This window comes from Methylocystis sp. ATCC 49242 (assembly GCF_000188155.2).
Lineage (GTDB): Bacteria > Pseudomonadota > Alphaproteobacteria > Rhizobiales > Beijerinckiaceae > Methylocystis.
This window is the reverse complement of sequence record NZ_KE124774.1, coordinates 1322529-1344647: the sequence shown is the minus strand read 5'-3', so window position 1 is coordinate 1344647 and position 22119 is coordinate 1322529. Positions and strand designations below refer to the sequence as shown.

29 protein-coding genes and 2 tRNA genes are annotated in these 22119 nt (G+C 63.7%); 9 read left to right on the top strand and 22 right to left on the bottom strand.

Annotated features, from left to right (window positions below):
* The first annotated feature begins 3 nt into the window (after window positions 1-3).
* The 6 genes from MET49242_RS08610 (at window position 4) to MET49242_RS08585 (ending at window position 6164) form a co-directional block, all read left to right on the top strand.
* Window positions 4-558 carry a hypothetical protein gene (locus MET49242_RS08610; RefSeq protein WP_036282360.1) on the top strand — a complete coding sequence of 185 codons (555 nt, stop codon included), beginning with the start codon at window positions 4-6 and terminating at the stop codon, window positions 556-558.
* A 436-nt stretch (window positions 559-994) separates the two neighbouring features.
* Entirely contained in the window at window positions 995-1549 is a 555-nt protein-coding gene (locus tag MET49242_RS08605) for a hypothetical protein (protein ID WP_144259528.1), read from the top strand.
* A gap of 212 nt (window positions 1550-1761) precedes the next feature.
* Window positions 1762-1846, top strand: a tRNA-Leu gene (locus MET49242_RS08600).
* A 79-nt stretch (window positions 1847-1925) separates the two neighbouring features.
* Window positions 1926-3275, top strand: coding sequence for a trigger factor (tig, locus tag MET49242_RS08595; RefSeq protein WP_036282355.1), 1350 nt, complete (start codon window positions 1926-1928; stop codon window positions 3273-3275).
* 115 nt (window positions 3276-3390) lie between these two features.
* Complete coding sequence (locus MET49242_RS08590; RefSeq protein WP_036282353.1) at window positions 3391-4023, top strand: ATP-dependent Clp protease proteolytic subunit; 633 nt, start codon at window positions 3391-3393, stop codon at window positions 4021-4023.
* A gap of 131 nt (window positions 4024-4154) precedes the next feature.
* Window positions 4155-6164, top strand: a complete 2010-nt coding sequence (locus MET49242_RS08585; RefSeq protein ID WP_036282352.1) for an acetyl/propionyl/methylcrotonyl-CoA carboxylase subunit alpha — start codon at window positions 4155-4157, stop codon at window positions 6162-6164.
* A gap of 48 nt (window positions 6165-6212) precedes the next feature.
* Here the strand turns inward: MET49242_RS08585 and MET49242_RS08580 are convergent, their stop codons facing one another.
* The 3 genes from MET49242_RS08580 to purE form a co-directional block, all read right to left on the bottom strand.
* Window positions 6213-6944: a DUF2490 domain-containing protein gene (locus MET49242_RS08580; protein ID WP_036282351.1), complete on the bottom strand. Its 732-nt coding sequence runs from the start codon at window positions 6942-6944 to the stop codon at window positions 6213-6215.
* A gap of 104 nt (window positions 6945-7048) precedes the next feature.
* Window positions 7049-8128, bottom strand: coding sequence for a 5-(carboxyamino)imidazole ribonucleotide synthase (locus MET49242_RS08575; RefSeq protein ID WP_036282350.1), 1080 nt, complete (start codon window positions 8126-8128; stop codon window positions 7049-7051).
* Window positions 8129-8130: 2 nt separating this feature from the next.
* On the bottom strand, window positions 8131-8595 hold the full coding sequence (gene purE, locus MET49242_RS08570) for a 5-(carboxyamino)imidazole ribonucleotide mutase (protein ID WP_036287406.1): 465 nt from the start codon (window positions 8593-8595) through the stop codon (window positions 8131-8133).
* A 188-nt stretch (window positions 8596-8783) separates the two neighbouring features.
* Here purE and MET49242_RS08565 point away from each other — a divergent pair, with 188 nt between their 5' ends.
* Window positions 8784-9986, top strand: a complete 1203-nt coding sequence (locus MET49242_RS08565; protein WP_036282349.1) for a sodium:proton antiporter — start codon at window positions 8784-8786, stop codon at window positions 9984-9986.
* 2 nt (window positions 9987-9988) lie between these two features.
* On the opposite strand, the gene MET49242_RS08560 is transcribed toward MET49242_RS08565, so the two are convergent.
* The 4 genes from MET49242_RS08560 to MET49242_RS08545 form a co-directional block, all read right to left on the bottom strand.
* Window positions 9989-10222, bottom strand: a complete 234-nt coding sequence (locus MET49242_RS08560) for a hypothetical protein (RefSeq protein ID WP_036282348.1) — start codon at window positions 10220-10222, stop codon at window positions 9989-9991.
* Between the two features lie 97 nt (window positions 10223-10319).
* Window positions 10320-10538, bottom strand: a complete 219-nt coding sequence (locus MET49242_RS08555) for a YdcH family protein (RefSeq protein WP_036287403.1) — start codon at window positions 10536-10538, stop codon at window positions 10320-10322.
* Window positions 10539-10657: 119 nt separating this feature from the next.
* Window positions 10658-12076 carry a protein adenylyltransferase SelO gene (locus tag MET49242_RS08550; protein ID WP_036282347.1) on the bottom strand — a complete coding sequence of 473 codons (1419 nt, stop codon included), beginning with the start codon at window positions 12074-12076 and terminating at the stop codon, window positions 10658-10660.
* A 129-nt stretch (window positions 12077-12205) separates the two neighbouring features.
* A complete protein-coding gene (locus MET49242_RS08545; protein WP_036282345.1) occupies window positions 12206-12385 on the bottom strand; it encodes a YdcH family protein in 180 nt (59 codons plus the stop codon).
* 279 nt (window positions 12386-12664) lie between these two features.
* Between MET49242_RS08545 and MET49242_RS08540 the strand changes: the two genes are divergently transcribed.
* A tRNA-Val gene (locus tag MET49242_RS08540) sits at window positions 12665-12739 on the top strand.
* Between the two features lie 6 nt (window positions 12740-12745).
* Here the strand turns inward: MET49242_RS08540 and MET49242_RS26575 are convergent.
* From MET49242_RS26575 to MET49242_RS26360, 7 genes are all read right to left on the bottom strand, one after another.
* Complete coding sequence (locus MET49242_RS26575; protein ID WP_158497273.1) at window positions 12746-13015, bottom strand: GcrA family cell cycle regulator; 270 nt, start codon at window positions 13013-13015, stop codon at window positions 12746-12748.
* A gap of 317 nt (window positions 13016-13332) precedes the next feature.
* Window positions 13333-13614: a hypothetical protein gene (locus tag MET49242_RS08530; RefSeq protein ID WP_036282342.1), complete on the bottom strand. Its 282-nt coding sequence runs from the start codon at window positions 13612-13614 to the stop codon at window positions 13333-13335.
* 3 nt (window positions 13615-13617) lie between these two features.
* Window positions 13618-13767 (bottom strand): hypothetical protein, encoded by a 150-nt coding sequence (locus tag MET49242_RS25510; RefSeq protein WP_158497251.1) that lies wholly within the window; start codon window positions 13765-13767, stop codon window positions 13618-13620.
* 146 nt (window positions 13768-13913) lie between these two features.
* Window positions 13914-15032, bottom strand: a complete 1119-nt coding sequence (locus MET49242_RS08525; protein WP_084678943.1) for an AAA family ATPase — start codon at window positions 15030-15032, stop codon at window positions 13914-13916.
* Window positions 15029-15169, bottom strand: coding sequence for a hypothetical protein (locus tag MET49242_RS25745; protein ID WP_192815587.1), 141 nt, complete (start codon window positions 15167-15169; stop codon window positions 15029-15031). Before MET49242_RS25745 ends, MET49242_RS08525 begins: the two co-directional genes overlap by 4 nt.
* Window positions 15166-15438: a hypothetical protein gene (locus MET49242_RS08520; RefSeq protein ID WP_036282340.1), complete on the bottom strand. Its 273-nt coding sequence runs from the start codon at window positions 15436-15438 to the stop codon at window positions 15166-15168. Before MET49242_RS08520 ends, MET49242_RS25745 begins: the two co-directional genes overlap by 4 nt.
* The gene (locus MET49242_RS26360; protein ID WP_256378579.1) at window positions 15431-15556 is read right to left on the bottom strand and encodes a hypothetical protein; all 126 of its coding nucleotides are present in this window, start codon (window positions 15554-15556) and stop codon (window positions 15431-15433) included. The genes MET49242_RS08520 and MET49242_RS26360 overlap by 8 nt, the downstream gene beginning before the upstream one ends.
* Window positions 15557-15717: 161 nt before the next feature.
* Here MET49242_RS26360 and MET49242_RS24055 point away from each other — a divergent pair, with 161 nt between their 5' ends.
* Window positions 15718-15933: an XRE family transcriptional regulator gene (locus MET49242_RS24055; protein WP_244430767.1), complete on the top strand. Its 216-nt coding sequence runs from the start codon at window positions 15718-15720 to the stop codon at window positions 15931-15933.
* 254 nt (window positions 15934-16187) lie between these two features.
* Here the strand turns inward: MET49242_RS24055 and MET49242_RS08510 are convergent, their stop codons facing one another.
* The 8 genes from MET49242_RS08510 to MET49242_RS08475 all read right to left on the bottom strand — a co-directional run bounded on the left by MET49242_RS08510 (window position 16188) and on the right by MET49242_RS08475 (window position 22104).
* The gene (locus MET49242_RS08510) at window positions 16188-18797 is read right to left on the bottom strand and encodes a phage tail tape measure protein (protein ID WP_036282337.1); all 2610 of its coding nucleotides are present in this window, start codon (window positions 18795-18797) and stop codon (window positions 16188-16190) included.
* Window positions 18798-18817: 20 nt separating this feature from the next.
* Window positions 18818-19324 carry a hypothetical protein gene (locus MET49242_RS08505; RefSeq protein WP_036282335.1) on the bottom strand — a complete coding sequence of 169 codons (507 nt, stop codon included), beginning with the start codon at window positions 19322-19324 and terminating at the stop codon, window positions 18818-18820.
* A 293-nt stretch (window positions 19325-19617) separates the two neighbouring features.
* Window positions 19618-19986 carry a hypothetical protein gene (locus tag MET49242_RS08500; protein ID WP_144259527.1) on the bottom strand — a complete coding sequence of 123 codons (369 nt, stop codon included), beginning with the start codon at window positions 19984-19986 and terminating at the stop codon, window positions 19618-19620.
* An 18-nt stretch (window positions 19987-20004) separates the two neighbouring features.
* On the bottom strand, window positions 20005-21027 hold the full coding sequence (locus MET49242_RS08495; RefSeq protein ID WP_036282332.1) for a hypothetical protein: 1023 nt from the start codon (window positions 21025-21027) through the stop codon (window positions 20005-20007).
* 27 nt (window positions 21028-21054) lie between these two features.
* Window positions 21055-21375: a helix-turn-helix domain-containing protein gene (locus MET49242_RS08490; protein ID WP_036280799.1), complete on the bottom strand. Its 321-nt coding sequence runs from the start codon at window positions 21373-21375 to the stop codon at window positions 21055-21057.
* A complete protein-coding gene (locus MET49242_RS08485) occupies window positions 21372-21596 on the bottom strand; it encodes a hypothetical protein (RefSeq protein WP_036280797.1) in 225 nt (74 codons plus the stop codon). Before MET49242_RS08485 ends, MET49242_RS08490 begins: the two co-directional genes overlap by 4 nt.
* Window positions 21593-21826, bottom strand: coding sequence for a hypothetical protein (locus tag MET49242_RS08480; RefSeq protein WP_036282330.1), 234 nt, complete (start codon window positions 21824-21826; stop codon window positions 21593-21595). The genes MET49242_RS08485 and MET49242_RS08480 overlap by 4 nt, the downstream gene beginning before the upstream one ends.
* Window positions 21823-22104, bottom strand: coding sequence for a hypothetical protein (locus MET49242_RS08475; RefSeq protein ID WP_036282329.1), 282 nt, complete (start codon window positions 22102-22104; stop codon window positions 21823-21825). The genes MET49242_RS08480 and MET49242_RS08475 overlap by 4 nt, the downstream gene beginning before the upstream one ends.
* Window positions 22105-22119 lie beyond the last annotated feature (15 nt).

Below are 22119 nucleotides of genomic sequence, written 5' to 3'. Positions count from 1 at the left end.
GCTATGAAAAAAATGCTGATTATGGCCAGCGCAGGCTTTTGCATTTCCATGTTTGCGCCCACGACGAGCCAGGCAGGCTACGAAATTTTCGATCCCTCGGTTTCCAGTTGCACTGGCCTGAACTGTAGCTCGATTGTGATGGGCGGCACTGTTTTGAATTCGGTGGGACTATCGACAGCGAGATGGGAGGCGGCGGTTTACGCAAATCGGGGTGAGTGCCTCCGGCTGGATGAAATCGCGATGTTCGGCACGGGAGCCGATGACGAAATCGTCGTGGTCGGACCCAATGGAACCGTTTGGCGAAACGATGATTTCACTGGCCTGCGCCCGAGGGTGGCGTTCATCGCGCCGCTGCGGGGCTGGTATTATGTGACCATCGCCCGGTTCAACGGAGCTCCAGCGCCGGAGCATGATTTTTACCTGGCCTACGGGCGCTACATCGGGACTGGCAATCCGAATTGCGCAAGCCCGACTCCGGGATTCGCGCCGGCGGCGCCGAACAAAGCGCCAAATGCAGCGGGCCAGTCCGCGCCGGGCGGGTCGCCTACCGCACGATAGCTTTTGTGCTAATCGAAGTGCGGTTTTCGGCAGAGGGCGGCTCGCAGAGCCGCCCTTTATCTTTGCCGGCAACGTCGTTCGGCTTCCGGCGCGTGGGCGATTTGCGCCGCCGATCCGGAGGACGTCAAGCGCAGCTGTAGATTTGTAATTGTCATAGGTGAAGACGAAAGCATAGCCATTAAATTATCTGAATTGCAAAGCTAAAATTTTGAAAAAATTTACAAAATCATGGAACCAAAGCCGTTTGTACACATTTATACTCCTGTGACGCGAGCCCTCGAATTAAGGGTCGGGCGCTGCCTTTGCCTTTATTTCTTTTGATCACGGATGTGTTGGCCGATGAAAACTCTGCTTCTCCTCCGTGTCGAATGGGTTCGCCTCGTCACGAGCATCGCTCAACCAATGACCGATGAGCGATTTGCGAGAGGGTAAAGCTATGAAAAAATTCATTGTCGCTACTGCTGGTCTTTGCATTTCAATGATGGCGCCGACGGCCGGACAGGCGGGGTATGAGATATGGGACACCTCCGTCTCGACCTGCACCGGGCTCAATTGCAGCTCCGTGGTGTTCGGCGGAACGGTGATGAACGCCGTCGGCGCGTCGACGGCGCGATGGGAGGGCGCGGTTTTCGCAAATCGGGGCGAGTGTCTGCGGCTGGACGAAACCGCGATGTTCGGCTCCGGCGCCGATGATGAGATGGTGGTGGTTGGCCCGAACGGCACCGTGTGGCGCAACGATGATTTCAGCGGCCTTCGCCCGAGGGTGGCGTTCATCGCGCCGCAGCGGGGCTGGTATTACGTCACCATCGCTCATTTTGCCGGCAACCCGAATCCAGAGCACGACTTCGTTCTGGCTTACGGCCGTTACTCTGGCTCGAGCAATCCGAACTGCGCCAGCGCGACGCCGGGCTTCGCTCCGGCGAGTGTAAGCAAGGCTCCGGGAGCGGGCGTGGCTCCCCCGGCTGCTGGTCCGACCGGCGGCGGTCACTGATTCCAGCAAAGGATTTGCAGGAGGAGGGCGGCTCGCGGAGCCGCCCTTTTCCGCGTCAGCCTGCGACGGGACGCGCCATTCTGGTCGATGGCGCCACCCAGGCCCCCAACGCGCAATTTTTTCCGAGCATCCCGCGCCGACCATGCTATAGAGCGGCGCCCGCGCCAGCGGGCTAAGGGTTTCGCGGCGGGCCCGGCAAGGGGCCGCCTGTCGCGGGCGTGGCGGAACTGGTAGACGCGCCGGATTTAGGTTCCGGTGACGAAAGTCGTGGGGGTTCGACTCCCTCCGCCCGCACCAGATGCCGCAGTTTTGCGGACATTTCTCTAGCACCGCCGCGCGCTTGCCGGCGGTTTTGAAGTTGTAGAAGGCGATCGACATGCAAGTTACGCAAACCTCCTCGCAGGGTTTGAAGCAGGAATTCAAGGTCGTGCTGCCGGCGGCCGATCTCGCCGCCAAGCTCGGCGCGCAGCTCGCCGAGGTTCAGGCCAAGGCTCAGATCAAGGGCTTCCGACCCGGCAAGGCGCCGATCGGCCATCTCAAGAAGCTCTACGGCAAGAGCATCATGGGCGACGTGCTGCAGGAGGCCGTCAACGAGGCCAACCGCAAGATCGTCGAGGATCATCAGCTGCGAATCGCCGTCGAGCCGAAGCTCGATTTCCCCGGCGGTCAGGAGGAGGTCGAGCGCGCGCTCGAGGCCGAGGGCGACCTCTCCTTCGTCGTGACCTTCGAGACGCTGCCGACGATCGAGATCGGCTCCTTCGACGACATTTCGCTAGAGCGCCCGGTCGCGCAGGTCAGCGACGAGGATATCGAGAAGGCGTTGAAATCGTTGGCTGAGCGGGCGCAGGAGTTCGAGGCGCGGGAAGAGGGCGCCAAGGCCGAGAAGGGCGACAAGCTCACGATCGACTTCACCGGCAAGCTCGACGGCGTGCCCTTCGAGGGCGGCACGGGCGGCGACGTCGACATCGTGCTGGGTTCGGCTACTTTCATTCCGGGCTTCGAGGAGCAGCTCGAGGGCGCGGCCGCTGGCGAACAGCGTCTCGTAAAGGTGAAGTTCCCGGAGGACTATTCCGCCAAGCATCTCGCCGGCAAGGACGCCGAATTTGACGTGACCGTGAAGTCCGTCGCCGCGCCGAAGGCGCTCGGCCTCGACGAGGAGCTCGCCAAGAAATACGGCTTCGAATCGCTCGAGGCGATGCAGACGGCCGTGCGCGGCAATCTCGAAGCCGACTTCGACAAGGCCTCGCGCGACAAGATGAAGCGCGCGCTGCTCGACGCTCTCGACGGCCGCTACTCCTTCGAGCTGCCGGAGACGCTGGTCGAGCACGAGTTCAACAACATCTGGGGCCAGCACGAGCAGGAAAGCAAGCGCGCCGGCCGCCCGCTCGCCGAGGAAGGCAAGACAGAGGAAGAGACCCGGGCCGAGTTCCGCAAGATCGCCGAACGCCGCGTGCGCCTCGGCCTGGTTCTGGCGGAAATCGGCCAGAACGCGGGCGTGAAGGTCGAGGACAAGGACCTCACCGAGGCGCTCGTCGAGCGCGCCCGCATGTTCCCGGGTCAGGAAAAGCAGGTGTGGGATTTCTACCGCAACAATGAGCAGGCGCTGGCTCAGCTGCGCGCGCCGATCTACGAGGAGCGGGTCGTCGATCACATCGCCAAGCTCATCAAGATCACCGACAAGACGGTGACGCGCGACGAACTCTTTGCGGAAGAGGAAGAAGCGTAAGCTTCGTTTGCGTCTTGCCGCAGCGCGGAATATGACGGAACGGTGATTTCATCGGCGGAGGGCGGCTCCCACGCGCTCCGCCGCATGGCCGCAAGCGGCCAAGGAAGGCGACACGATGCGTGATCCGATCGAGGTCTACAGCCAGTATCTTATTCCGCAGGTCATCGAGAATACCTCGCGCGGCGAGCGCGGGTTCGACATCTACTCGCGCCTGCTGCGCGAGCGCATCATCTTCGTGACCGGCCCGATCGAGGACCACATGGCCTCGGTCATCATCGCCCAGCTGCTTTTCCTCGAATCGGAAAATCCGAAGAAGGAAATTTCGCTCTACATCAACTCGCCGGGCGGCGTGGTGACCTCCGGCCTCGCCATCTACGACACGATGCAGTTCATCAAGCCGAAGGTCTCGACGCTCTGCGTCGGACAGGCCGCGTCGATGGGCTCGCTTCTGCTCTGCGCCGGCGCGGACGGCCTGCGTTACGCGCTGCCCAATGCCCGCGTGATGCTGCACCAGCCGTCGGGCGGCTTCCAGGGTCAGGCCTCGGACATCCAGCGCCACGCGGAAGACATTCTGAAGGTCAAGAAGCGCCTGAACGACATCTATGTCCGTCACACTGGCAAGGATTACGACACGATCGAGCGCACGCTCGACCGCGACCACTTCATGTCGGCGGAAGAGGCCAAGTCCTTCGGCATCATCGACAGCGTGCAGGAGAAGCGCGCCGAGGACGAGACCGAGGCGAAGTAAGGCATTTTCCGCCGGAGCGGATCACGTTCCGGCGGAGAAGATGCGGCAGGGTTGAAAGAAGGGAGCTGGCGCCGGCGGCGTTCTCGTCAAGAAGAACCGCAGCGCCATATGCTTGAGGAATTGGGGCGCGCATGTTTCGCAAAATTCTGATCGCCAATCGCGGTGAAATCGCCTGCCGCATCATCAAGACCGCCAAGAAAATGGGGATCGCCACCGTCGCCGTCTACTCGGACGCCGACGCCGACGCGCTCCATGTCGAAATGGCGGATGAGGCGATCCATCTTGGTCCGCCGCCTGCCGCCCAGTCCTATCTGCTGATCGACAAGATTGTCGCCGCCTGTAAAGAAACCGGCGCCGAGGCCGTCCATCCGGGCTATGGCTTCCTCTCCGAACGCGCGGCTTTCGCAAAGGCGCTCGCCGACGCCAATATCGTCTTCATCGGCCCGAACCCGCGCGCCATCGAGGCGATGGGCGACAAGATCGAATCGAAGAAATTCGCCTCGGCGGCCAAGGTCAATGTCGTGCCGGGCTATCTCGGCGTGATCGAGGATGCGCAGGAGGCGATCCGGATCGCCGACGAGATCGGCTATCCCGTCATGCTGAAGGCCTCCGCCGGCGGCGGCGGCAAAGGCATGCGCATCGCCTACAAGGCCGACGAAGTCGCTGAAGGTTTCACGCGCGCGCGTTCGGAGGCCGCGTCGTCGTTCGGCGACGATCGCGTCTTCATCGAGAAGTTCATCGTCAATCCGCGCCACATCGAGATTCAGGTTCTCGGCGACAAGCACGGCAACGTCATCCATCTGAACGAACGCGAATGCTCCATCCAGCGCCGTAACCAGAAGGTGATCGAGGAAGCCCCGTCGCCGCTGCTCGACGAGAAGACCCGCGCCGAAATGGGCGCGCAGGCCATCGCGCTGGCCAAGGCCGTCGACTATGATTCGGCCGGAACGGTCGAGTTCGTCGCCGGGCAGGACAAGAGCTTCTACTTCCTGGAGATGAACACGCGCCTGCAGGTCGAGCATCCGGTGACGGAGCTGATCACCGGCATCGACCTTGTGGAGCAGATGATCCGCGTCGCCGCTGGCGAGCCGCTGCAGCTCACGCAGGATCAGGTGAAGATCAACGGCTGGGCGGTCGAGAGCCGCATTTACGCCGAAGACCCGTCGCGCAACTTCCTGCCGTCGATCGGTCGCCTCACCAAATACCGCCCGCCGGAGGAGAAGCGCGAGAACGGAGTCACCGTGCGCAACGACACGGGCGTGACCGAGGGCCGCGAAATCTCGATCCATTACGATCCGATGATCGCCAAGCTCGTCACCCATGCGCCGGAGCGCCTGCGCGCCATCGAGGCGCAGGCCGACGCGCTCGACCGCTTCCTGATCGAGGGCATCCGCCACAACATTCCGTTCCTGTCCACGCTCATGCAGATCGAGCGCTGGCGGACGGGCAAGCTCTCCACGGGTTTCATCGCCGAGGAATTTCCGGACGGCTTCACGCCGCCCGAGCCGAAGGGCGATCTGGCCCAAACGCTCGCCGCCGTCGCCACGCTCATGGATCACATCGGCAATGAGCGCAAGCGCCAGATCAGCGGACAATTGCGCTCGGGCAGGCCGGTTGAATTTGCGCGCGAGCGCGTCTGCCTCCTTGGCGAGAGCCGCTTCGACGTCTCGATCGAGGAGCAGGGCGAAGCGCTCGTCGTGCGCTTCGCGGAGGGCGACCAGCGCGCGCATCGCGTCTCGTCGCACTGGCGGCCGGGCCAGCCCGTGTTCAAGGGCGACGTCGACGGCCTCACCGTCTATGTGCAGGCGCGGCCGATCCTCAACGGTTATGAGCTGTCGCATCAGGGCGTCAGCGTCGCCGCGCGCGTCTATACGCAGCGCGAGGCCGAGCTTGTAGCTCTCATGCCGAAGAAAAAGGACTCCGGCGCGACAAAGCATCTGCTGTGCCCGATGCCCGGCCTCGTGAAGACGATCGACGTCGTAGAGGGACAGGAGCTCAAGGCCGGCGAGCCGCTCTGCATGGTCGAGGCCATGAAGATGGAGAACGTGCTGCGCGCCGAGCGCGACGTGACGATCAAGAAGATCCTGGCGAAGCCCGGCGACAGCCTCGCTGTCGACGCGGTAATCATGGAATTCGCGTAAACGAAAATCACGCAGCGCGGCTTTTTTCGCCGCGCTGCCGCCGTAGCCTTACAGATTCAGGAACATGCTCACCGAGAGGATGTGATTCATCCGCTCGTTGAAGCCCTGCGCCCTGCGCGTCACGGTGCGCAGCTGGATAAGCTGATTTATATAGCCCACCTCCACGCGCGCCTGCTTGCTGAAGGTATAGCCGATCCCCGCGAAGGCGCGATTCTGGTCGAAGCCGAAGCGCGTTCCCGGCGTCGTCGAATTCAGCCGCACGAAGACCTCGTCCCAAATGACGAAGCTGAAAGCTGAGCCTTCCACGATCGGTCGGGAGAAGCGGACAAATTCGCGCAGCCGCCACTCGACCGGATCGACATTCTGGATGAAGCGCTGTTCGAGGCGCGTGCGGCTCATGAGATCGCCGAATGACGGCTTGTCGGTCAGGAGCAACTGCTGCCAGATGCGGTGCTCATGCTGGATGCGCGCCTGTGGGCGCGGATAATTCCCCACATGCGCATAACCGAGCCATATGCTCGCGCGGTCGGTGAGCTGATAACCGATGGCGGTGCGCGCAAGGCTCTGGTCGAGCGCGCCGGCGTCGTCGCGGAAGCGGCCCTGTCCCTCCAGCCACCAGCGCCACTTGTCCAGCTTCGGGTCGAGCGAGCCGAGATTGGTTATGGCGGTGATATTCTCCCACACGCGGAAGTCTTCCTCGGCGGCGATCGCCTTGGGCGCAGTCATGAGAACCGCGATGAGCAATCCGGCGGAGACTGCGCGGATGGGCGCGTTTGTCATGGAACCTCCAGCTTGGCGCCTGACGCGCATCGCCTTTGATTCGAATTTCTAACGCGAAGTCCCCGAACAACTCAATGGAGCCAGTCAAGGCTTTGTTTGTTGGATCAGTCTCGGGAAACCACGCGCGTCACATGGCCCATCTTGCGGCCGGCGCGCGTCTCCTTCTTGCCGTAGAGATGCAGACAGGCGCCGTCTTCGGCGAGAATGTTCGCCCATTTGTCGGCGTCGGCGCCGATCAGGTTGCGCATGACGACCTTTTGTCCATGACGGCGCGTCGAGCCCAACGGCATGCCGGCGACGGCTCGCATATGCTGCTCGAATTGCGAGGTCACGGCGCCGTCGACCGTCCAGTGGCCGGAGTTGTGCACGCGCGGCGCAATCTCGTTGACGACGAGCGTCTCGCGGCCCTCGTCCTCGACGACGAACATTTCAACGGCGATGACGCCGACATATTCGGCCGCCTCTGCGATCCGTCGGGCGACGTCGACCGCCGCTTCGGCTGTCTCGGGGCCGATCGCCGCCGGCGCGGTGGTGGTCGCGAGAATGTGATGCTCATGCACGTTCTCGCAGACGTCGTAGGCGCGAAACTCCCCATCGAGACCACGCGCGGCGACGACCGACACTTCCTTGGTGAAGGGCACGAAGCTCTCGAGAATACAGGGAACGCCGCCCAGCGAGCGGAAGGCCTCCGCGAGATCGGCGCCCTCCCTTATTTGCGTCTGGCCCTTGCCGTCGTAGCCGAAACGGCGGGTCTTCAGGATCGACGGGCGACCAAGGCGCTCCACCGCCCGCGCCAGACCTTCGGCGTCGAGCACATCTGCGAATCCTGCGGTGGGAATACCAAGCCCCTGCACGAAATCTTTTTCAACGAGACGGTCCTGCGTCAGCGCCAGAACCTTGGGATTCGGCCGGACCGGACGGCGCGCTTCGAGAACCTCGGCCGTTCGCGCAGGCACATTCTCGAATTCATAGGTCACAACGTCGACGGCCTCGGCGAAGGCGGCGAGCGCCGCCTCGTCCAGGAAGTCCGCCCGCGTATGCGCCGAGCAGACGTCGAAAGCGGGGTCATCGTCGACGGGCGAAAACACATGGCTCTTGAGGCCCAGTCGCGCGCCGGCGAGCGCCAGCATGCGGGCGAGCTGGCCACCGCCGAGTATGCCAATCGTCGAACCGGGCTTCAGCATGGTCAAACCTCGTCGCGCGGCGTGAGCGCCACGCTTTCCGTCTGCTTTGCGCGGAACGCGGCCAGCCGTTTGGCCAGAGTCTTGTCGGTGAGAGCGAGAATCGACGCCGCGAGGATTGCGGCGTTGATCGCGCCGGCCTTGCCGATGGCTAGCGTCCCGACCGGAACGCCGCCGGGCATCTGCACGATGGAGAGAAGCGAGTCCATGCCCTTCATCGCTGCGGATTCGATCGGCACGCCGAGAACGGGCAGGTGGGTCATGGAGGCGGTCATGCCCGGCAGATGGGCCGCGCCGCCGGCGCCGGCGATCACGACCTGAAAGCCCTCGCCCTCGGCGCCCTTGGCGAAAGCGACGAGTCGGTCCGGCGTGCGGTGGGCGGAGACGATGCGCGCCTCGCAGGCGACCTCGAGCGTTTCGAGCGTCTCGACTGCATGGCGCATGGTCGCCCAGTCGGACTGCGACCCCATGATGACAGCGACTGGCGTCTTCGGCTTCGCCACTTTGCTTCCGTTCATGCTCGGATATAAGGAAGCCATGCGGCATAGACGATGGCCCGCGCATAAGCAAGGGCGGGAAACTGCCGCCGGCGCGTCTATTTTCCCATGCAGCCGCGCCATGGACCGAACCGGAAACGCCGCAGGAGCGAACTACCGACATGGACGAACAACTGAGGCAGGGGGTCGCCATCCTCGCGGTTGCGATGATCGTCGCCATCGCCGCGCGGCAGGTGCGGCTGCCTTACACGGTGGGACTGGTTATCGTCGGCGCCGTCATTGCCATGACCGCGCCGGACGTCGGCCCGCATCTGACGCACGACCTGATCTATGACCTGATCCTTCCGCCGCTTCTCTTCGAGGCGGCGCTGACGCTTTCGTGGCGCGAATTGCTGCGCGACTCCCTGCCGCTGCTGGCTCTGGCCGGCGTCGGCACCGTGGTTTCGGCCGCTTTCGTGACGACGGCGACGGTGACGCTACTCGGCTGGCCGCTGCCGTCCGCTATGGTTTTCGGCGCATTGATCGCGGCGACGGACCCCGTCGCGATCATCGCAATGTTCAAGGACAATGGGCTGAAGGGCCGGCTGCGGCTTCTCGTCGAGAGCGAAAGCCTGTTGAACGACGGCGCGGCGGCGGTGCTGTTCGTCATGGCGCTGGCCTGGGCGGAGGGTTCGGCCGGGCAGGGCGCGGGCGACACTCTCCTGACGCTGTTGAAGATCGTATTCGGCGGCGTCGCCGTCGGGGCCCTCTGCGGCGGGGCCGCAATAATTGCCTCCTTCCGCACATCGGAGCATTTGATCGAGGCGGCGCTGACGACCATCGCGGCCTTCGGTTCCTTCCTCCTTGCCGAACATTTCCATTTTTCGGGCGTGCTGGCGACGGTGACGGCGGGTCTGATGATGGGCAATCTCGGCCTGCTGCGCGAGGGAGAGGGCGGCTATCTCAGCCTCAAGGGCCGCGAATTCGTGCATGGCTTCTGGGAGTTCGCGGCCTTCGTCGCCAATTCGGCGGTGTTTCTGATGATCGGCCTCGATGTGGCGACAACTCCCTTCGAATCATTCGGGCTGCCGCTCATTTTCGCGATCATAGGCATCACGCTCGCCGGACGCGCGCTGACCGTTTATCCGCTCAGCGCGCTTTTCCTTCCCTCGCGCTGGAAGGTGACCTTCGCCGAGCAGCATGTTCTGTGGTGGGGCGGGTTGCGCGGCGCCCTCGCTTTGGCGCTCGCGCTATCGCTGCCGGCGACGCTGCCGATGCGCGACACGATCGTGGTCGTCACATTCGGCGTCGTCGCCTTCTCCATCGTCGTGCAGGGCCTGACGATGCCGTTCCTGCTCCGCGCCCTCGGCTTTCTGCCGAAGTAGGTTCAGTGCGGGAAGTGGAACAGTCGCCACATGGCCAGCGACATCGCCAGCATGGCGATGATCGAGAGCGCGAAGGCGAGCTTGAGGAAGAGCGGGCCGAACAAGGGCCGCTCCGGCTTCTCGCCGACATGGTAGACGCCGTTTACGTGGCGCACCCGGCGTCCGAAACGATCCGGTTTGCTGACCTTGCGGCGCGCGTCGAAAGATTCGCTGATCGAAAGACCGAGACGGGGCATGGCCTGACTCCCTGAAATTGACCGAAGGCGATCCGCTTCTGTCCCGAATTGGGACGGTGGATCGGCCTATGGTCCGGGGGCTTCAAGCCGTGTGCCGTCAGGCGATGATGTCGGGGGTCAGCTGGTCTTCGAGCGCCGAGATGCGGTCGCGCAACAGCAGCTTGCGTTTCTTGAGACGCTGGATCTGCAACTGATCTATCGCGCCGACGGCGATCAGCGCGTCGATGGCGGCTTCCAGGTCGTGATGTTCGAGACGCAGGCGCTCCAGCTCGGCGCGAATGGCGCTCTGCTCGGCGTCGCTCGGATTATCGTTCATCGCCGCATCCGTATCGCGCTTCACAGCGCGCGAGAATCGAATTTCTCCTCGGTGCGATTATCGCGCCGCACCCAAGTCGCGTTCAAGCGGAAATGGCGCCGCGTCTGTCGCGAAGCTTGTCACGCCTCATAGGCGTCGCGCATCTGGGCGATTTCCGCGATCTTGGCCTGAAGCGCGGACCAGTCGTCCCTCTCCGCGATGGGCGCCCAGATCGCCTCGACTTCGTCGATCAGCATCGTGCAGGGCGCGGGGCGACGGAAATAGGGGTGGTCGAGCCGCGCGGCCGGCGTCGCCTCATGCTCGGCGAGAGCAGCGCGCAGGGGCGCGAATTCTGCCGTCTCGTAAAAGGAGGCCGACGGGCTCGACCTGGCCCGATCCACGCTCGCGAGGCCGCCGCGCCAGTCGAAGAAGGTCTGCTCGAAGGGCGCCCGCGTCGCGATGAGGAAATCCACGAAAGCCTTGGCGAGCCGGGCGTCGGCCTCCTCACCCGCCGGCGCGAGCGCGAGCCGCCTCAGCAGCGCCGCGCGGAACTCCTGCTGGATGAGGCCCGGAAACACGTCCAGCGCCTTCTCGGCCGCCTCCAGCCCCGTCAAATGCAGGAGACATTCGGCAAGTCGGGCGAGATTCCACCCCAGCGCGCCGGGCTGCCGGCCAAAGGCATAGAGCCCGGTTTCGTCAAAATAGGCGGCCGTGAACTGCGGGTCGTAGGATGGCGCGAAGCGCCATGGCCCGTAATCGAAGCTTTCGCCGGTGACGTTGATATTGTCCGAATTCAGCACGCCATGGACGAAACCCGCCGACATGTAGCCCGCGCCGAGCCGGGCGACCCGGGCGACGACTTGCCCCAGAAAGGCGAGTGCCTTGGCGGGGCCGGGCAGCTCCGCCAGCGCGGGGAAATAATGCCGGCAGACATGGTCGAGCAACCGATCGATCGCGGGCTTGTCCTCATGGAAGGCGAGGCGCTGGAAGGTGCCGATCCGGATATGCGAATGCGACAGCCGCACCAGCACGCTGGAGCGCGTCGGCGAGGGCTCGTCGCCGCGCATGAGCGCTTCGCCGGTCTCGATCAGGCTGAAGGTCTTGGAGGTGTCGACGCCGAGCGCCTCCAGCATTTCGGTGGCGAGGATTTCGCGCACGCCGCCCTTCAGCGTCAGGCGTCCATCGCCGCGCCGCGACCAGGGCGTCTGGCCGCTGCCTTTCGTGCCAAGGTCGAGTAGGCGGCCGTCCGCGTCGTCGCGCAACTGAGCGAAGAGGAAGCCGCGGCCGTCGCCGAGATCAGGGTTGTAAACGCGGAACTGATGGCCGTGGTAACGCAAGGCGAGCGGCTGGCGCAGGCCGTCGGGCAGGGGCTCGAAACGCCCGAAATGGGCGATCCATTCCTCATCCGTCAGCCCATCGAGCCCAACGCGCGCCGCCCAGCGCTGGTTGCGATAGCGCAGCATATGCTTCGGGAAGCGCGCCGCCTCTACCCGGTCGAAAAAGGGATCACCGAGACCTTCATGGAGGGTCTCGGGGCGGTAGCTGTCGGTCACGGGCATGGGGCTGCGGTCTCTTTGATCTGGCGCGAGCAAGGAGCAAGCTATGCGCCAAAAAATAAGGCGGAGATCGCTCTCCGCCCATGGCTGCCGTTGACCCTCGTGGGTCGTCGGGATGATACAGTGATCGCTTCAGTGTCGCGTTTCACTGACCGCCAATTTGGCCAGTTCATCCTTTATCTGCAACTTCTTCCGCTTCAGCTCCAGGATCTTGGTTTCGTCCGCGTGGGGGTGGAGCTGTTCCTTCTCGATTTCCTTCTTGAGCGCCTCGTGGCGGCGTTGGAGTTCGACGATATGACCTTGCAAGGACATGCGAAACCTCCTTTGTAGCTCTCCTCTCGTCGAGCGAGGGCATAGCCAAGCATGCCACAACCATCGTGGCCCGCAAGGAGAGAAATCGTCGCGCGTCACAAATCTTTCACGCGCCGTCGGCCGAAATTTTACGATTCGCTAACAATTGAGCCGGCGGGGGCCCCTACTCCGGCCGATCGCCCCGGGAAAACAGGAATTTCGACGACCAGCGCCGTTGGCGCTTGCGCGCCGCCAGAATCGCCAGTATATGCGGGGCGCTCGAGCCGTTCAGCGGCTCTGGGGCGCGTAGCTCAGCGGGAGAGCACTACGTTGACATCGTAGGGGTCACAGGTTCAATCCCTGTCGCGCCCACCATAAAAATCAAGGGCTTGGCGAAAAACCGCCGAGCCCTTTCCTTTTCGGGGAAGCATGGGGGAAGCACGCGGGGGTAATTCGCGGTAAATGTTTCTCTCCGCGCCCGCCCCTCTCATTCTTCGCCCTGGGCGGATAGCAGATGGCATGATGCGCCGCGCAGTAGGGCGAGCCCGTGGCGGAAGCCTCGCCACAGAAGAGCGCCGGCGGATCGTCAATGCTCCCCAGGGCGAACTTGCACTGGCCGTGCTTCAGATCGAGGAAGGGAACGCCGATCATATCGAGGCCCTCGATAGAAAAAACCCCGCGCCAGTTCATCCGTGGTCGCGGGGCTCTCGTGTTCCGGCGAATGGACGACGCCGGCGTTTGCTCAACCTAAACAGGCAAGCCGCAATCCGCAAGGCAACTCACGCCGCGCCCGGAAGCGCCGACGACCTTCGCAGCCTGTTCGCGTGGACGGTCCGCCTCTGAACTTCTGGGCAGATCTGCCCGAATGTTATGCGGCTTCAGGTCATTCCGCTGTCCCTGCCTTTTCTTCGCGTCTTCGGCGAAGAGTTTTTCGAGATCGAGCGCGATGAGGGCAAGCTGGCCGGCGCTCAGGTGGCGACGACCTTCGCAGCCTGTTCGTCAGAACGATTGCTGCGGTCAGAACTTTTGCGCAGGTCTGCGCGAATGTTCTGCGGCTTCAGGTCATTCCGCTGTCCCTGCCTTTTCTTCGCGTCTTCGGCGAGGGCCCGCCGTTGCTTTGCCGCCGCCCATGCTGTCGAGAGGCATTGCGACCAGCTCCACCCGAGCCCGAGGCGCTTGCCGTCCCTGTAGCGCTTGTGAGCGTCGCGGAGGATCGCGGCCCGGTCATATCCGCCAGCGGGCGTCGCCATGTCTCACGTCCTCGGGGTGAGCCGCTCCCCGAGCGCCACGAGCGCCCGGCCTGCGGATATGGTGCGCGTCCCGACTTTAAGTGCCCATCCGGCGAGCCGGATTCGCCACAATAACGCGGCCAGCTCGAGCACGGTCTTATCGTGAATGGTCATCGTCTATTGTCCTCTGGTTGAGCCTCCGGCCCATAGGTGGCCAAAGCCGTCTATCTCTTTTTTTGGCCACCTATGGCCATCTTTGGTGGTCTCGCTCATAGGTGGCCATAGGTGGCCAGGTTTTTCGCGTGGCCATCTTTGGCCACCTATGGTTGAAGGCTCCACGTCCATTGCCCTTCCGGTCCGAATCCAGAGCGGGCCACCTTCACGCCAAGCGCCTTCTGCGCCCGCCTCACTGTCCGCCACGCCAGCCCATTCGCCTCGGCGGCTTCCTTCACGTCCTTCGCCGCCATCGGCCCGTCGGCAAGCAACGCCTTCAGGAACGTCTCGGCGTCGCTTTCGGCGCGCCCCTTGTCGCCGTCGGGCTCGCCAAGCAGCTCGCGCGGGCTTCCCTTCACCGCCTCGCCCCATTCGACATAGGAGGTTTCGACGCCCGGATGCCCGACGATGCCCGTCTGGCAGATTTCATAAGTGAAGCCATTGCCGTCGGGGCCGATGTTCGATTTTACGCGACAGACGATGCGCGGCGCTGGCCCGTCGTCCTCTGCCTTCTTCGCCGCCATCAGGACAATTCGCGCCACGGCGCCGAAGGCCAGCGAGCCGGAGAGGCGCTCCAGGGGCTCCCGTCCCGCCGAGCCTTTCGCGACATGCGTCACCCCGATCAGGGCCGCGTCCGTCGCCGCCGCAAGGTCCACGAGCGGCTGAAGCCCGCGCCTCGTTTCCGTGCTTTTGTGGCTGTCGCCGGTCACGGCGTTCACGATAGGGTCCACGATTATCAACGCCGCGCCTCCCGCCCGTTCGATCGCCGCCTGCAAGGGGCCAATGTCGCGGGAAGGGTCGAAGGCGCGGGCGATATCGCCGCTGTAGACGCCGCCGACGAAGAAGATGCGCCGCATATCCGCGCCCGAGGCGATCAGGCGGGGAACAAGAGTGTCGGCGGGGTCATCCTCGCCGGACCAGATGACGACGTTGCCAATGGGCGCGTGTGAGCCGTCGGGCCATGCGCCGCCCTTCGAAACAGTCGCCCCCATCCGCAGGCAGATGGTCGTCTTTCCGGCGCCGGGCGAGCCGCCGATGATGTGCAGCTTGCCCTTCGCCATCCAGCCGGGCCAGAGCCAACGAATGGGCTCGGGCTCGATTGCGTCGGCGCGGACCAGTTCGACTTGTGGCGCGGCTGGAAGCCCGACGACGATGCGCGACCGGTCGCCGCGTTGCTCGTGATATTCGGCGGCGGCGGCCGCGAGAATTGCGGGGTCAACGGTCAAGCGACTTCCTCCGCGTCGTCGTCTTCCAGGTCTGGGTCGCCGTCCAACTGGTCGAGAAGGTCAATCAGCATATCGACCACGGCTTCGAGGCGGTGGCGGAGGTTGCCGTCCAGTTCGACAAATAGGCGCTGGCTCATGGCGCCGCCTCGATCAGATCGGCGCAGGCGCGAATGGCGTCGCCCTTCTTCCACTCATTGCCGAGGTAGTCCTGCTCGATCGTCGCAATGAAGCGCAGGAGCGCCAGCGCCCCCGCGACCGTCTGCGGGCGAACTTCGAGAACCGCCTCCGCCGCGGCAAATTCGGCGCTGTCTTCGTCGTCGATTGCGTCCGCCGCATTGATTGCTTCAATGTGAAGCGCTTCGAGGCGCTCCCACTCGGCGATGGCCGCAAAGATCGGGTCAGCCATGGCGGCGGCCTCCCCGGATCGCGGAAACGGCCTTGCTCGCCTCATGGGCGACAAAGGCCAGCCACAAGGCGGCGAATGGGGCGAGGAAGAGAAGTTCGGCTGTGACTTTCCAAGGCATTGAGCAAGCCTTTCCCGTTCGCGGAAATGGTGGTTTCCGCGTTGTGTGGATGGCCCTAAGCGGGTATACCTAAATGTGTAAGCGATAGACCTAAATCTGTCAACCCGGATGGTGTCAAAAAGATGAGCCCAACGCCTTCTCAAATTCGGGGAGCGATAGCCATGCTGAGCCTATCTCAGCCGGAATTGGCCGAGCGCGCTGGCGTTTCGGTTGAGACGTTGAAGCGAGTTATGGGCGTGCGGCCTGGCGTTTCGGTCGGCCAAGGCGTTAGCGCAGAAGCAATGAACAAGGTCCGCGCCGCCCTTGAGGCGGCGGGGGTCGAGTTCATTGCCGAAAATGGCGGCGGGCCAGGCGTGAGGCTGAAGAAGGCGGAATGAACGCCAGCTTGCCCTCATCGCCCTCGATCTCGAAAAACTCTTCGCCGAAGACGCGAAGAAAAGGCAGGTCGAAGCCGGAAAGCAATTCGGGCGAGGGCAAGAAAAGCTTGTCGCAGACCTGCGACAAGCTAAGGACGGCAAGTCCAGCGAACAGGCTGCGAAGGTCGTCGGCGCTTCCGGGCGCGGCGTCCAGATGGCGAAGAAGGTCGCGGCCCCACGATTTTCACTCCCCAAAATTGGGGAGTGGACTTTGCCTATTCGCCCTTCTGCGCCGACGCCGTGAAGTTGCGATTTTGCTCGGCCCGAATGGTGCCGATCTTCGCCGACGCGGCGCCAGCCGCCGCGCTCAAAGCGTTGACCTTGCCCGTCGCCCCCGACGCCGCCGCGCCGACCTGGTGAAGGAGCCCGAGTAAGGTTTGAACCTTGCCGATTCCCGCGTCTACGCTGCCCGTATCGACATGCGGCGCGACGGACAGGTTCAGCCCCTCGAACGCCGTGCGCGCGCCTTCCGCTGCGCCCTTCGCCGCCTCTGCGCTCGATGCGTCCACTTGCGGTGTCACTGTCGTGTTGAGTGCGGCGAAGCGATCGGACGCCCCCTCAATCGATCCCTTGAAGGCGTCGAGCGGCCCAACATCTACACGGGGCGTGACGACCATCTCCTGCGGAGGAATAGGCGGGATATCTTCGACCTTGGGAGTGACGCGAAGCTCTTGCGGCGTGAACGGCGGGACAGGCTCGACTTTCGGAGTGACGACCATCTCCTGCGCCGCAGGAGCTTGCGCCGCCGGGATCGGCCGCGCCTTCGCGTCCTCGCGCAACATGCGCGGGGCGAGCGTCGGGGCGGGCTTTGGTGGCAAGATCGCTTGTGGAGTAATGACAGGCGCCGCCGGCGGAACGCGCTCCACATCCTTCGCCCGGAGGCTCAGCGGGCGCACGGTGGGCGCGGCCGGCGCGGGCTTTTCGGCAGGCGCGGGTCGCTCCGCAACCGCAGCCGAATTTTCGCCCGTTTTGTCAACCGGCGCATGTCGCAGGCCGTGCGTGTAGCCGCCGGGCTGGCGCGGCGGCTGCGCCGTGATCTTCGTGCCAGGCAGTTCCAATTGCGCTTTCGCAGCGTCGAGTGCGCTGGCGTCGAGCGTGATCGGTATTCCCTGCATCTTGCGAAACGCCGGAAGGTTGCTCGCGCTTATGCCGCCGGCGACGCCCATCGGGCCAGCGTCCTTGCTCTTCGCCCAGTCCTTCGCCTTGACAGATATTTGCGGCAATTGCTGAAACACGGGACGGGGCGGCTCGGGAGCCGCCGGCGGCTGATTGATCTTCAGCCGCTTCTCCAAGTCAACCACGGACTCGCCGACAGGCGTGGCGCGGGAGCGGGCCTTCTCGCTCTCTTCGGTCGCCGCGCGCATTCGGTTTGCAGCCGCCGCCCATTTGTCCGCGATGCTGTCGAGCCACGGGAGAACAACCGGCTTCGCGGCCTGCGCGGCGATATCCAGAAGCGACTGCTTCAGCTTTTCGAGCTTCGCTTCGGTCGTCCCGGTTTCGATATCCATGGCGCCTTGCATCGACTTGCGCCACGTTCCGCCGCCGAGATAATCGAGCAGGCGAATGATCTCGGGAAGCGCTTGCTGCATGCGTGTGGCTTCGTCCCACCATTCGGCGCCTACCAGCGATTTCATGGTTCCGACGGAATTTTTCGCCTTTCCGACGCGCTCAAGGAGATCAATCATCGTCTCCATTGGCTTTGTCTGCATTCCTTCTTCGACTTGCTTGCCGGACAGTCCAATTTCCTTGAATGCAGCGGCCGCACCTTTCCCGAGCGTTGACGCGGTGCGAAGCTTCGACGTGAACGCTGTCAGAAACCGCGCCGCCACGTCGGTTTCCATCCCGACGCCGCGGAGGGCGGTCATCATCGCGAGGGCGTCATTCTCGCCGACGCCCGCCGCCTTCATGCCTGCCATGGCGCGCTGCGACATGGCGCCGATGTCACGCTCTGCGGCGGCGGACACGTCGCCAAGCCCGTTCACTTTGTCGGCGAAGATTTCGAGGTCTGCGATAGATTTGCCCGTCTGCGCCCTCACCTCGGTCAGCATCTGCGCAGCCTCACGGGCGCTAATGTCCCAAGCGGTCGATACTTTCGCGCCAAGCAGGGCGAAGGCGTCCAAATCCTTATAGGCAACGCCCGACTGCCCGCCCTGCGCGAAGATCGCGGCCACGTCCTGATATGACTTGCCGATCGAGGTCGAAACCTTCGCGATCTTGCGGTCGAGCGTTGACCAGCTATCGCCCGCGTCGAGCGTGACCTTCTTCTGAATTTCCGCGAACGCCTTGTTGCGGCTGATCGCCTCTTTGATCGCGACCGTGGAGACGCCGCCGACCGCCGCGCCAGCAACCGCCGCGCCTCCCATTCCGACCATCATTCCCGCAGCACCAGGAAGCGCGAATGAAGCAAAGTCGGACGCTTTCGCGCCGATACCGCTGAACCGGCCGACGCCATGCGTGGCAGATGCGGCGATGGCCTTGTTCAACGCTATCCGCTCGCGCACGGACGCCTTTGCCGCCGCGAGGATCTGCTTCTCCTTCGCGAGCATCATCGCGGGGCCCTTAGACGACCACGCTTGCGCGCCCATCGCCTGCTTTTGCGCCCGCGCATAAAGCAACCATTCCTGGCGCACGTCTCGCAGCTCGGCGCCAGTCAATTTTAGGCTCGCGAGCTGGCGGCGGAACGGGTCTGATCCGGCCTTTCCCATTCCCTTCGCGACATTCGCCGCCGCTTTCTCGGCGTCCCTGAGCGCCTGGGAGACGGTGCGCGCGGGCTTTGAAACATCGTCAATGAGACGGACGGTTAAGGAGCTTGTGAGGGAAGCCATTGGGTGTCCTTTCACCTGGTCTAAGGCGCCAATTCGTCCGCGCGCCGCTCAAAATCGGCTCGGGCTTCGTCGAGAGCCTCTTCAAGCCGCGCCTCGATCGTCTCTCGCAAGTTCAGATCGCGTGTGCACGCCGCCGGGACGCCCGCCAGCCGGGAGCGAAGCGAGCCAAGGATGTCGGAAAAGACAGGCTCGATTTCCGTCATAGGGATGAGCTCGCCTTGTCTGATGGCGACGCGGAGGCGGATTTCTTCGGCGCGTGCTCTTTGGACTTCGGCGGCCGCTTCAGATTTCGACGTCTTCTTCGACTCGGTCTTCAAATTCTCGGTATAGGCGGCAATCACTTCGCCGATCGGGACAACGCCGGGCCCCTCCTTTGTCACGCGGCCATCCGTGCATAGCTGGCGCACCCACCTGTCCGTCACGCCAAGCAAATCGGCGGCGTTCCGAATTGTGACGAGCGTGCGGCTATGGATCGTCTGAATGGCCCGTTCCGCCGGTCCCGTCGCCCCTCTTTTTCGTGTCGTCATCGGGCAATCCCCATTGTTTTATCGACCTTTTCGATAGACTAGACCGGAACGGAACCGGAAAAATCAAAAAATCGAATATAATCAACGATCGGGGTCGCCGCCCGCGTCCGCCTCGCTGCACTGCAAAAGGAACCTTAGTCAATCTTTTCAATCACTTAGCCGATGCTGGTTGCGGAATGGCTCAGCATATGCTTGCAATGGCAAAGGCAATGCTTGTTCGGCGGCGGCTGGGATGAGCGCGCCCCGGCCGCCGCCTTCGCCACGGGTGATCTAAGTCCGTGGCGAATCCTCTGTTAGCGTCCGTGCGAGATAATAGCCCCGGCCTGGCGGGCCCCGATCGAAGACGACGACACCATCGTGCGCAGGGCGCCGATGGCATGTTCGGAGCTCATCTCCGTCTCGAAGGCGAGGTGCCGCGCCGCTGCATCTCGTCCGCGTGCGGCGTCGCTCGTCAAGATTGCGGTTAGGCGGGCGCGCTCTTCCTGCGCCCCAAGCACCAGGCCTTCGGCGTAGCCGGCCTCGCGGCCCTCCGCGAGGCCCGTCAATTTTCCGTCGAGAAAGCCCTGGTCAAATGACCCGTCGTCGTGCGCTTGCTGCAATCCCTCGGCGCGGCCGAGTGCGCGTTGACGTTCGAGTTCTTCGCCGTCGTAAAGTTTGCTCATTTTCATCTCCTATTGTGATCAGTTGCGCGGCGCCGGCGCGGCGTCGGAGAGGCCCAAAACCGCGCGAGGATCTGCGTCCGGCCGGCGGGCGATGACGACGCCCTGATCGGCGGCGGTTTCGATCAACGATTCCTCGTCGCGCTCGGCATGCAAAATGGCGGCGGCAATCTGTCCGCGCTTCTTTTGGCGCTGCTCGTCGCTCAATGCGCTGGCGTCGTCCGAATTTTCGTCAATCTCGCGCTCGATCGTGGAGATGAGCGAGTCGCGGTGCAGCCAGCAAAACATCGACTCAGTGTCTGTGACGCGATGAAACGGCAGGGAGACCATCTTCCCCTCGACTGCGACGGCGCCGCCGCCCGCGATGACAGTGGGAAATTCGAACGGTCGGCCAGCTTCGATCGAGATAAGCGTGTTCGGCCGGCCGCGCTCGGCGAGGGCTTCGATTTTTGTCCGCGCCATCTGTTTTGCGACGCTCGAATGAATAGGTGCGTCGGCGACCGCCTGCGCGTCCTCGCGCAATTTTTCCAATTGCTTGCGCACGCGCTCAACGGCTTGCTGATGCGTCTCGTTTTTCGCGAGCGTCGGCGCAACAGGCGGAGCTGCCTCGACCGGATCGGACAGGCGCTTGATGTAATTTTCGAGGGTCTCGCGCACGGCGGCGAGGTGACGCCATTTCGCCGCGCGCTCGTCATACGCGGCCTGCAAGCGATCGATTTCCGCTGTCAGTTTCGCGATTTTTTCGCGTTCGCGGACGATCGCGGGGTCGTCTTCGCGATGTGCGCGACCATCATGGCGCCCGTTAATGTAAGAGCCGATCCACACTTCAGAGCGCTGGCGCTTTTCGCGGAGTTCGGCCAGCTCGTCTTGCAAAGGTCGCAACACCGCGTGCGCGTCGGACGCCTCACGCCGGATTGATCGGAGCTTGTCGGCGGCGGCGGGAGGTAAGCGGTCGATAGGGTCGAGCACGAAGTTTGGATTAGCTCCGCCGCCCGGCTCGCGGACTTCGGCGGACTCGGTGCGGAAGGGGTTCAAGAAATTCACAGGCTCACCTCTTGGTTGAGTCGAAAACTAGGCCCGCTCGGCGACATTGTGAATAGCCGCGTCATTTGCGTCATTCGCGTTATTTGCGTCACGCTGCGCCTCGTTTAGTGCGATTTCCAATAGCCGCGTGCGATGAAACCTCCACTGGCCGGTATACGTTTGCTGACCGCATTTGAACCGTCGCGCCCATCGGATGACGGTTGAGCGAGAGGCGCCCACAAGCGATGCGGCTTCTGGTGTGGAGAGCCATATGTCTTCCGTCGCGGGCGCAGCGGGTCCGCCGGCTTCGAGCTGATCGGCGAGGGTGAGAAGCTGGCGGGCCAGCGTGCGAAGTTCATCGGCGGTCATCGTGCCTTTCCTCTCTGCGGGCCACAGGGGGCAGCTGGCGCGTTTTTCCACCTCGGAGCTAGCGTCGTAGCTGTCGCCTTCGTCTCGCGCACGGGCGGGTCGTTTTTGGCGATCTGGCGCAGGGCGAATGCGATCTCGGCTCTCTCGATGAAGAAGTTTTCAGGATCGCGATGCGAGGGGCGGAGCTTCTCGACGCGGCGGGCGAGTTCGGAAAGCGTCATCTCATTTCCTCCTCGACGACGGTCATGACGGCCTTTTGCAACTCGAGCATCGTGTCGGGGTCCGGCCGGTCGAAGGTCGCGAGCATCTCGCGGGCGCACTGTCTCGATCGGGCGGCGATCAACGCGGCGCCTGCGTCATCTGGGAGATGGGCGACGACGCGCTCGACGACGGCGAGCCTGAAGGCGAGGCTCGCGGTGAGGTCGCGGACGAGAGGCGAGGGTTTGGTCATTCGAGCACCTCGATGCGGTCGGCGCGAAGGTCGAGCCTCATTCGCGGACTATGAGAGCTGTCGTCGATACGGAAGCTCGGGACGCCGACGACGCGGACGCGCTGGCCAGGTCGTAGGGCCATGGCGGCGGCGCGCACCGCGTCTTCGACTGTGACGACGTTCCACTGTCGGCCGTGCTTCTCCCGCGCCACGAGTTTGGCGAAAGGCCTCCCATCGAAGCGGGCCTCGATCCGGGCGGCGGAGTGGACGAATGCGATAACTTCAGCTTGGCAACTCATGTGCGGCTCCTTTTT